Below are 9186 nucleotides of genomic sequence, written 5' to 3'. Positions count from 1 at the left end.
GGTTACATTCCGAACCCGGAAGCTAAGCCTCACAGCGCCGATGGTACTGCAGGGGGGACCCTGTGGGAGAGTAGGACGCCGCCGAACAATCATTGTGAAGAACCCCCGTCCGGGATACGGACGGGGGTTCTTTGCGTTTCCCCCCGATTCCCGTTGACGTATCGTCAGGGCATGGACGACGGAACGCCGACAACGGGCGACACAACTGGCTCTGTGACCGGACCTGCCACCGGACCCGCGGCGGACGGCGCCGCAGTCGCCGCGACCGAGGTGCTGCGGCCGGAGCAACGTGACGGCGCCCTACGCGTCCTGGAGGACACGCAGGCGGTGGACGGCCGCGCGGCGGTCTCGGAGCAGGGGCGGCTGCGTCTGCGCTCGTCGGAGACGGCCCGGCCGGGGGTGATCCACTTCGTCGAGACCGAGACCGAGACCGAGAGCGTCGTCGGCTACGGCCAGTTGGAGGTACCGGAGGGGACCGGCGCCAATCCCTCCGCCGAGCTCGTCGTCGCCCCGGTCTCGCGCGGCCGCGGTCTGGGACGGCCGCTGGTGGACGCCGTCCTCTCCCGGGCCCACCGGGCCGGCCGGGAGTCCGTGGACTTCTGGGTGCACGGCGGGCATCCGGCCGCCAGACACCTGGCCGGGCAGTACGGGGCCGAGCTGGTCCGGGAGCTGCGGCAGATGCGCCGGACCGGACCGCAGACCGAGGCGGTGGCCCTGCCCGACGGGGTCGAGCTGAGGACCTTCCGCCCCGGCGAGGACGACGCCGAATGGCTCCGCCTCAACGCCCTCGCCTTCTCCCACCACCCCGAGCAGGGCGCGTGGACCGAGCGGGACCTGGCAGACCGGCTGGCCGAGCCGTGGTTCGACCCGGCCGGCTTCTTCCTCGCCACCCGGGACGGCCGGGTGGTGGGCTTCCACTGGACCAAGGTGCACCCGGCGGCCGAGGCCGGGCCCGCCCTGGGCGAGGTGTACGTCGTCGGGGTCGACCCGGCGGAGCAGGGCAGCGGGCTCGGCCGGGCCCTCACCGCCGCCGGCCTGCGCCACCTGACGGGCACCGCGGCCGGCGAACGCGGGCTGGAAACCGTATTGCTGTACGTCGACGCCGACAATCCGGCCGCCGTGCGGGTATATGAACGACTGGGATTCACGATTCACGAGATCGACCTGATGTACCGGGCCCGGTACTCCGACAGCCGAAGCCGCAGCTGAGGCCCAGGAGCGCGGACCGAGGCCCCGGGAGCAGGACGGGTCCCCGTCGGAAGCACGAGGAGGGAGGTCCCGGGGTCCCCGTCGGACGGCCCCACCGAGGCGACCCGGAGACATCACGCGGCCCGGCGGCCGGATAGCGGAGAAGGTGGGGCCGAGGCAACGGTAGTGCGCCTACACCCCGGCCCCGACCGCCTCAGCTTTCCTCCTGGCCATGCGGTGTTTACCGTGGATTCAATTAATGCCGCGAAGATCACAGGATGAAGTCCGTAGTGTCTCGCTCGTGCAGCATCGGCCGACACCCGCTGGCCGGTCCTGTGACGACCGCGCCGGGTGGGTGGGCGTTGGCGCTGGGCGAGGACGACGGCCCGCAGAGCAATTCGCGTCCGGACGCCGTCCTGCTGGAGGAGCTGGAGCCCATGAGCATCCCCCGCCCCGTCTCTGCCCCGCTGTCCCCGCCCGCCCGGTTGTCCAGTGCGCTCGGCATTCCGCCCGAGCTGCCGGCCGCGGACGAGCAGGACTTCGAGGAGCTGCCGCAGGGCCGCTTCCTGGACCGCGAGCGCAGTTGGCTCGCGTTCAACGAGCGCGTACTGGAACTGGCCGAGGACCCAGGGATCCCCCTGCTGGAACGGGCCAAGTTCCTGGCGATCTTCGCCAGCAACCTGGACGAGTTCTTCATGGTCCGGGTGGCCGGCCTCAAGCGCCGGATCGCCACGGGAGTGGCCCAGCGCAGCGCCTCGGGCCTTCAGCCGCGCGAGGTGCTGGACCTGATCTGGACCCGTTCGCGCGAGCTCATGGCGCGGCACGCCGCCGCGTTCCAGCAGGAGGTGCTGCCGGACCTCGCCGCCGAGGGGATCGAGGTGGTCCGCTGGTCCGAGCTCGCCGAGAAGGAGCAGGCGCGGCTGCACTCGCTGTTCCGGCAGAAGATCTTCCCGGTTCTCACCCCGTTGGCGGTGGACCCGGCACATCCCTTCCCGTACATATCGGGGCTGTCCCTGAACCTGGCGGTCGTCGTGCGCAACCCGGTCTCCGGGCACAAGCACTTCGCCCGGGTGAAGGTGCCGCAGTCGCTGGCCCGCTTCCTGGAGGCATCCCCGCAGCGGTACGTGCCGCTGGAGGACGTCATGGGGGCGCACCTGGAGGAGCTCTTCCCCGGCATGGAGGTGCTCGCGCACCACGCCTTCCGGGTGACCCGCAACGAGGACCTCGAGGTCGAGGAGGACGACACCGAGAACATCCTCAAGGCTCTGGAGAAGGAGCTCATGCGGCGGCGGTTCGGCCCGCCGGTGCGGCTGGAGGTCGAGGAGTCGATCGACCCCTACATCCTGGACCTGCTGGTGCGGGAGCTGAACATCACCGAGGCGGAGGTCTTCCCGCTGCCCGGTCCGCTCGACCTGACCGGTCTGTTCGGCATCGCGGAACTGGACCGGCCGGAGCTGAGGTACCCGAAGTTCGTGGCGGGCACCGCCCGCGGACTGACGGACGTGGAGTCGGCCTCGCAGCCGGACATCTTCATGGCGATGCGGGAACGGGACGTGCTGCTGCACCACCCGTACGACAGCTTCTCCACCTCGGTCCAGGCCTTCCTGGAGCAGGCCGCGGCCGATCCCGACGTGCTGGCGATCAAGCAGACGCTGTACCGGACCTCCGGTGACTCGCCGATCGTCGACGCGCTGATCGACGCGGCGGAGTCCGGCAAGCAGGTGCTGGTCCTGGTCGAGATCAAGGCACGCTTCGACGAGCAGGCCAACATCAAGTGGGCCCGCAAGCTGGAGGAGTCCGGCTGCCACGTGGTCTACGGTCTGGTCGGGCTGAAGACGCACTGCAAGCTGTCGCTGGTGGTCCGGCAGGAGGGTGACACCCTGCGCCGTTACTCGCACGTCGGCACCGGCAACTACCACCCGAAGACGGCCCGGCTGTACGAGGACCTCGGTCTGCTGACCTCGGACCCGCAGGTCGGCGCGGACCTCTCGGACCTCTTCAACCGGCTCTCCGGATACTCGCGCCGCGAGTCGTACCGTCGGCTGCTGACCGCGCCGCGCGGTCTGCGGGACGGTCTGGTCTCGCGGATCCACAACGAGATCGCCAACCACCGGGCCGGCCGTCCGGCGCACGTGAAGATCAAGGTCAACTCGATCGTCGACGAGGCCGTGATCGACGCGCTGTACCGGGCCTCGCAGGCCGGGGTGCCGGTGGACGTCTGGGTGCGCGGGATCTGCGCGATCCGGCCGGGGGTGCCGGGGCTGAGCGAGAACATCCGGGTACGCAGCATCCTGGGGCGCTTCCTGGAGCACTCGCGGGTGTTCGTCTTCGGCAACAACGGCGATCCGGAGGTGTGGATCGGCAGCGCCGACATGATGCACCGCAACCTGGACCGCCGGATCGAGGCGCTGCTGCGGATCACCGACCCGGCGCACCGGGCGGAACTGTCGGGGCTGATCGAGCTCGGCATGTCGGACGAGACGGAGTCCTGGCACCTCGGGGCGGACGGGTCGTGGACCCGGCACGCGCAGGACGCCGAGGGCAAGCAACTGCGGCACGTCCAGGACCTGCTCATCGACTCGCGTCAGCGTCGCCGGGCCGTCACCGCCCGGTGACGGCCGTTCGCCGCCACGACCCCGCTGACGCGAGACGCGACGACGCGACCGCGCGATCCACTGACGCGAGCCGCTGAGCGGTAGGGAGCCGCTGAGCGGTCGGCCACCAGCCCCGGGGACGGCCCCGGGGGAACGGGGATCTACCTAGTCATGACCGATGCGCCGATGACGGCCCAGGCGGCCTCCACCGCGACCGCCGGGGACATCCTCTCCAGCCATCTCACCGCCCTGGCGGGTGCGTTCCTGCGCGCGCTGCCGCTGGCCGTGGGCGAGGTCGGCGCCAGACCGGGGGCGTCCGTCGTCCCGTCCGGGGGGACGGACGACCTGCTGCGGGCGGTGCGGCGGATCAACGGGCTGCTGCACACCTTCGGCGCGGTCCTCGAACCGGGCTGGACGCAGGAGTCCCGGACCGATCTGCGCTGGCTGCTCAACCTGCTGGCGCTGGAGCCGGGGTACGTGCGGCGGGCGTCCCGGTTGCTGGGTGCGCTGGACGGGCTGAACGGCAGCGAGGCGGACGGTCCGGGGATGCTGGCCGGCCACGTGGGGGCGCCGAAGGCCCGGGCGCTGCTGGACCGGCAGCTGACCCTGGCACGGACCAGGGCGCACTCGACGGTGCTGCAGGAGCTGCGGTCGGCGCGGCTGCACGCGCTGGCGGACCGGATGACGCTGCTGGTGGCGGATGCGCCGCTGGCGGAGCAGGCCGGGGGCCGGGCGGGCGCGGTGCTGCTGCCGCAGGCGGGGGCCGCGCTCACCGCGCTGGCGGTGAGCGTCCAGCAGCTGCCCCTGCAGCGTGCGGCCACGCCGTACGGAGGGGACGGACTGCGCCGGCTGGCGGCCGTGGCGCACACCGTGCCGGCCCAGGGGCAGGAGGCGCCGAAGGCCCGGGGCGCGCTGGACGCGGACGCGGCGCTGGCGGCGGACGACGCGCCGTGGCACCGGGCGCGGGTCCTGGTGAAGCGGGCCAGGTACGCGCTGGAGGTGTGCGGGCGGCCGTCGACGGTGCTGGACGAGCTGGACGGGGTGCTGGCGCGGCACCAGGAGGCCTCGGACGCGGCGGTGACGGCGGCGACGGCGGCGCGCACGCCGCGGATCACCCCGGCGACGGCGTACGTGCTGGGCGTGGTCCACGCCGACCAGCGGCTGGAGGTGGAGGCGGCCCGGTACGCCTTCGGGCGCCGCTGGCCGGAGCTGCCGCCCGGTCCGGAGGCCTGGCTGGAGCTTCCGCCGGCCGACGGCTGGGGGACGGCGGCGGAATCCCGGACGGCCTGAGGTGGGGAGACGGTCGGCGGTCCCCGGCCGGGGACCGGTGGTGCTGGCGGCCGGGGCCGTGCTCTGGCTGCCGGGACGGGTGAAGAGGAGCGGTCGGCTGGGGCGGCCCCGGATCGCGGTGATCCACCGGCCCAAGTACGACGACTGGAGCCTGCCCAAGGGAAAGCTGGACCGGGGCGAGGGCGTGGTCGAGGCCGCGCTGCGCGAGGTGTGGGAGGAAACCGGGTTCACCTGCGTGCTGGGGGAGGAGCTGCCGGCCCAGCACTACCTGGCGCAGGGCCGTCCCAAGGAGGTCCGGTACTGGGCCGCGGTGCCGGGGGCGGGGGAGTTCCGGCCGAACCGGGAGGTGGACCGGCTGGAGTGGCTGCCGGCCGGGAAGGCCCGGGCCCGGTTGACCCACGAGCGGGACCGCCGGCTGGTCGACGCGCTGCTGGAGCTGCTCGGGGCGCGGCCGGTCCGGTCGGCGTCCGCGGAGTCGTGAAGGAACGGTGGAAGTGATCTCGCCGCGCCCGGGTCGTGACGCAACCGTTACTACCTGACGTAGTTTCCTGCCATCCGTTCGAGGTTCACTCTCCGTTCACTTACGACCGGCTGACGCGTCACCTACCCGGCTTAACTTCGGTGTCACCGGAGGGCCGAACAGGCCCCGGACCACAGCAGAACCCGCGCTCCGCCGTGTCGTGCACGGCCCGCGCGCAGGGCAATGCCACAGAAAGGGACACCCTGTGAAGCTCCAGCGGAACGGCCGCTCCAAGGCCCTCGCGATCGGTGCCATGGCGCTCGTCAGCTCGCTGTCGCTCGCCGCCTGCGGTTCGGACGAGAACACCACCACCACCGGCGCCTCGGGCAGCGGCTCCGCCGCCCCGGCCGCCAAGATCGAGTGCGGCCCCAAGCCGGCCGCGCTGCTGGCCGCCGGTTCCACCGCGCAGGGCAACGCGATCGACGTCTGGAAGACGAACTTCGCCGCTGCCTGCAAGGAGTCCTCGGTCAACTACGGCGGCGGCGGCTCGGGCGCCGGTGTCCAGCAGTTCACCCAGGGCAAGGTCCAGTTCGCCGGTTCCGACTCGCCGCTGAAGCCGGCCGAGGTCGACGCCACCAAGGCGATCTGCACCGGTGGCCAGGGCATCAACCTGCCGCTCGTCGCCGGCCTGATCTCGATCGTCTACAACGTGGACGGCGTGGACAACCTGGTCCTCGACGGTCCGACCACCGCCAAGATCTTCGACTCGCAGATCACCAAGTGGAACGACCCGGCGATCGCGGCGCTCAACCCGGGCGCCAAGCTGCCCGACGCCGACATCCAGGCCGTCCACCGTACGGACGACTCCGGCACCAACGAGAACCTGACCAAGTACTTCGCCAAGGTCTCCAACGGCGCCTGGGCCTACCCGGCCGCCAAGGCGTGGGCCGGCAAGGGCGGGCAGGGCGCGAACGGCTCCGCCGGTGTCGCGGCCCAGGTGAAGCAGGTCAAGAACTCGATCAGCTACGCCGAGCTGTCCTACGCCCAGACCAACAACCTGAAGAGCGCCGCCATCAACACCGGCGCCTCCAAGCCGGTCGAGGCCACCGCCGCCAACGCCGCCACCACCTTCGCCAAGGCGAAGATCGCGGGCACCGGCAGCGACCTGGCGCTGACCCTCGACTACGGCACCAAGGACGAGGGTGCCTACCCGCTGGTCCTGGTCACCTACGAGATCGTCTGCGACAAGGGCAACAAGGCCGAGAGCCTCGACGCCCTGAAGGCGTTCCTGACCTACGCGGCCAGCGACGCCGGGCAGAAGGCCGTCGGCGAGGCGGGCTACGTCCCGCTGCCGAAGGAGCTGACGGACAAGGCCAACGCGATCATCCCGACGCTGGCCTGACCTCAGCAGGACTTCCGGTGGAGCGGCCCCGTGGACGAGGGGGGCCGGGGCCGCTCCACCGGACGCATTGACCTAGAAGCACGTCCGGGGCACCGCCGCCAGGGTGCCGCCCCCTCGGGGCAGCACCACCAGACCGGAGTAGACCAATGACTTCAAACACCCCTGCCGCCCCGCGAGGCAGGGAACGCCGCAAGCGTGACAGCCGGGTCGGCGACAAGATCTTCATGAACCTGTCCCGCGGGTCGGGCATCCTGCTGCTGGTCATCATGGCCGCCATCGCAGGCTTCCTGACCTGGCGCGCGGGTATCGCGCTGACCAAGAACGAGGGCAACTTCCTCACCACCTTCGAGTGGACGCCGGACGCCCCGAAGCCGGTCTTCGGCATCGCCGTCCTCGCGTTCGGCACCATCGTCAGCGCGGCGATCGCGATGGCGATCGCCGTCCCGGTGGCCATCGGGATCGCGCTGTTCATCTCGCACTACGCCCCGCGCCGGATCGCCCAGCCGTTCGCCTACCTGGTGGACCTGCTGGCGGCCGTGCCCAGCATCATCTACGGCCTCTGGGGCGCGCTCTTCCTGGTGCCGCACCTGTACGGCCTGACCAGCTGGCTGGACGAGTACCTCGGCTGGACGTACATCTTCGACCAGTCCAAGGTCGGCACCGCCCCGCGCACCCTGTTCACCGTCGGCATCCTGCTGGCCATCATGATCCTGCCGATCATCACCGCGGTCAGCCGCGAGGTCTTCCGGCAGGTGCCGCGGATGCACGAGGAAGCGGCGCTCGCGCTCGGCGCGACCCGCTGGGAGATGATCCGGACCTCGGTGCTGCCCTTCGGCCGCCCCGGCATCATCTCGGCCTCGATGCTCGGCCTCGGCCGTGCGCTCGGCGAGACCATCGCCGTCGCCGTCGTGCTCTCCGCCAACAACTCCCTCTCGCTGCACCTGCTCGACCCGGGTGGCGGTACCTTCGCGCAGAACATCGCGCTGAAGTTCAGCGAGGCCCAGCCCTTCGGCCGGGACGCGCTGATGGCCTCCGGTCTCGTCCTGTTCGTGATCACCCTGCTGGTGAACGGTGCCGCGCGGCTGATCGTCGCCCGCCGCAAGGAGTACTCGGGGGCCAACGCATGAGCGCCGCGACCACGTCCGTTCCGGCGGACGCCCGCCCGGTCGACCGCCCGCTGACCGCCAACCGGCTCCCCAAGTGGGCCCCGGCCGCCATCGCCGCCGGCTCGATCGCCCTCGGCTGCGGCCTCGGCCTGGTCGGCGGTCTGGAGAGCAAGCTCCAGTGGGGCCTGATCTCCGCGATCCTCTTCCTGGGCATCAGCTACGGGCTCGCGGCCCAGGTCGAGGGCCGCCGGCAGGCCAAGGACCGGTTCGCCACCTCGCTGGTCTGGGTGGCCTTCATCCTGGCCGTCATCCCGCTGCTCGCGCTCATCACCTACACCGTCCAGCAGGGCGCCGAGGTGGTGGACAGCTACTTCCTGACGCACTCCATGAAGGGGGTGCGGTACTCGGGCCCCGGCGGTGGTATCTACCACGCGCTGATCGGCACCATGCAGCAGGTGCTGCTGGCCACCCTGATGGCGGCGCCGATCGGTCTGCTCACCGCGGTCTACCTGGTCGAGTACGGCCGGGGCACGCTCGCCAAGGCGGTCACCTTCTTCGTCGACGTCATGACGGGTGTCCCGTCGATCGTCGCCGGTCTGTTCATCCTGTCCCTGTGGAACATCGCCCTCGGCTTCAGCTACTCCGGGTTCTCGGGCAGCCTCGCGCTGGCCATCCTGATGATGCCGGTCGTGGTCCGCTCCACCGAGGAGATGCTCAAGCTCGTCCCGAACGAGCTGCGCGAGGCGTCGTACGCACTCGGTGTGCCGAAGTGGAAGACCATCCTGCGGATCGTCCTCCCGACCGCCATCGGCGGCATCACCACCGGTGTGATGCTCGCGGTCGCCCGCATCACGGGTGAGACCGCGCCGGTGATGATGCTGGTCTTCGGCGCGGACATCATCAACACCAACCCGTTCGAAGGTCCGCAGCAGTCGCTGCCGATGTACATCTGGCAGCAGTACGCCATGGTGAACAACGACTTCGGCTACGCGCGGGCCTGGGGTGCCGCGCTCGTGCTGATCGCCTTCGTGATGGCGCTCAACCTCATCGCCCGGGGCATCGCACGCTGGCGCTCGCCCAAGGGCGGACACTGACCGACTGACGTACGACCGGCATCTACGAGCGGCCCCCGGCCGCGGGCTGAAA

General features: G+C 71.1%; 7 protein-coding genes and 1 rRNA gene. All 8 read left to right on the top strand.

The window, feature by feature from the left end; genetic code table 11:
* Positions 1-87 (top strand): 5S ribosomal RNA (gene rrf / locus PUR61_RS37310); the annotation flags it as partial.
* 126 nt (positions 88-213) lie between these two features.
* A complete protein-coding gene (gene mshD, locus PUR61_RS37305; RefSeq protein ID WP_443035306.1) occupies positions 214-1209 on the top strand; it encodes a mycothiol synthase in 996 nt (331 codons plus the stop codon).
* Between the two features lie 416 nt (positions 1210-1625).
* Positions 1626-3803 carry an RNA degradosome polyphosphate kinase gene (locus PUR61_RS37300; protein WP_329884030.1) on the top strand — a complete coding sequence of 726 codons (2178 nt, stop codon included), beginning with the start codon at positions 1626-1628 and terminating at the stop codon, positions 3801-3803.
* Between the two features lie 150 nt (positions 3804-3953).
* Complete coding sequence (locus PUR61_RS37295) at positions 3954-5072, top strand: CHAD domain-containing protein (RefSeq protein ID WP_329884019.1); 1119 nt, start codon at positions 3954-3956, stop codon at positions 5070-5072.
* Between the two features lie 37 nt (positions 5073-5109).
* Positions 5110-5553 carry an NUDIX hydrolase gene (locus tag PUR61_RS37290; protein ID WP_443034568.1) on the top strand — a complete coding sequence of 148 codons (444 nt, stop codon included), beginning with the start codon at positions 5110-5112 and terminating at the stop codon, positions 5551-5553.
* A 244-nt stretch (positions 5554-5797) separates the two neighbouring features.
* Complete coding sequence (gene pstS / locus PUR61_RS37285; RefSeq protein WP_329884018.1) at positions 5798-6934, top strand: phosphate ABC transporter substrate-binding protein PstS; 1137 nt, start codon at positions 5798-5800, stop codon at positions 6932-6934.
* 146 nt (positions 6935-7080) lie between these two features.
* Positions 7081-8061, top strand: a complete 981-nt coding sequence (gene pstC, locus PUR61_RS37280; protein WP_329884017.1) for a phosphate ABC transporter permease subunit PstC — start codon at positions 7081-7083, stop codon at positions 8059-8061.
* Complete coding sequence (gene pstA / locus PUR61_RS37275; RefSeq protein ID WP_329884015.1) at positions 8058-9134, top strand: phosphate ABC transporter permease PstA; 1077 nt, start codon at positions 8058-8060, stop codon at positions 9132-9134. Before pstC ends, pstA begins: the two co-directional genes overlap by 4 nt.
* Positions 9135-9186 lie beyond the last annotated feature (52 nt).

The sequence above is a fragment of the Streptomyces sp. BE20 genome (assembly GCF_036322525.1).
GTDB lineage: Bacteria > Actinomycetota > Actinomycetes > Streptomycetales > Streptomycetaceae > Kitasatospora.
This window is presented reverse-complemented; position numbering and strand designations above follow the sequence as displayed.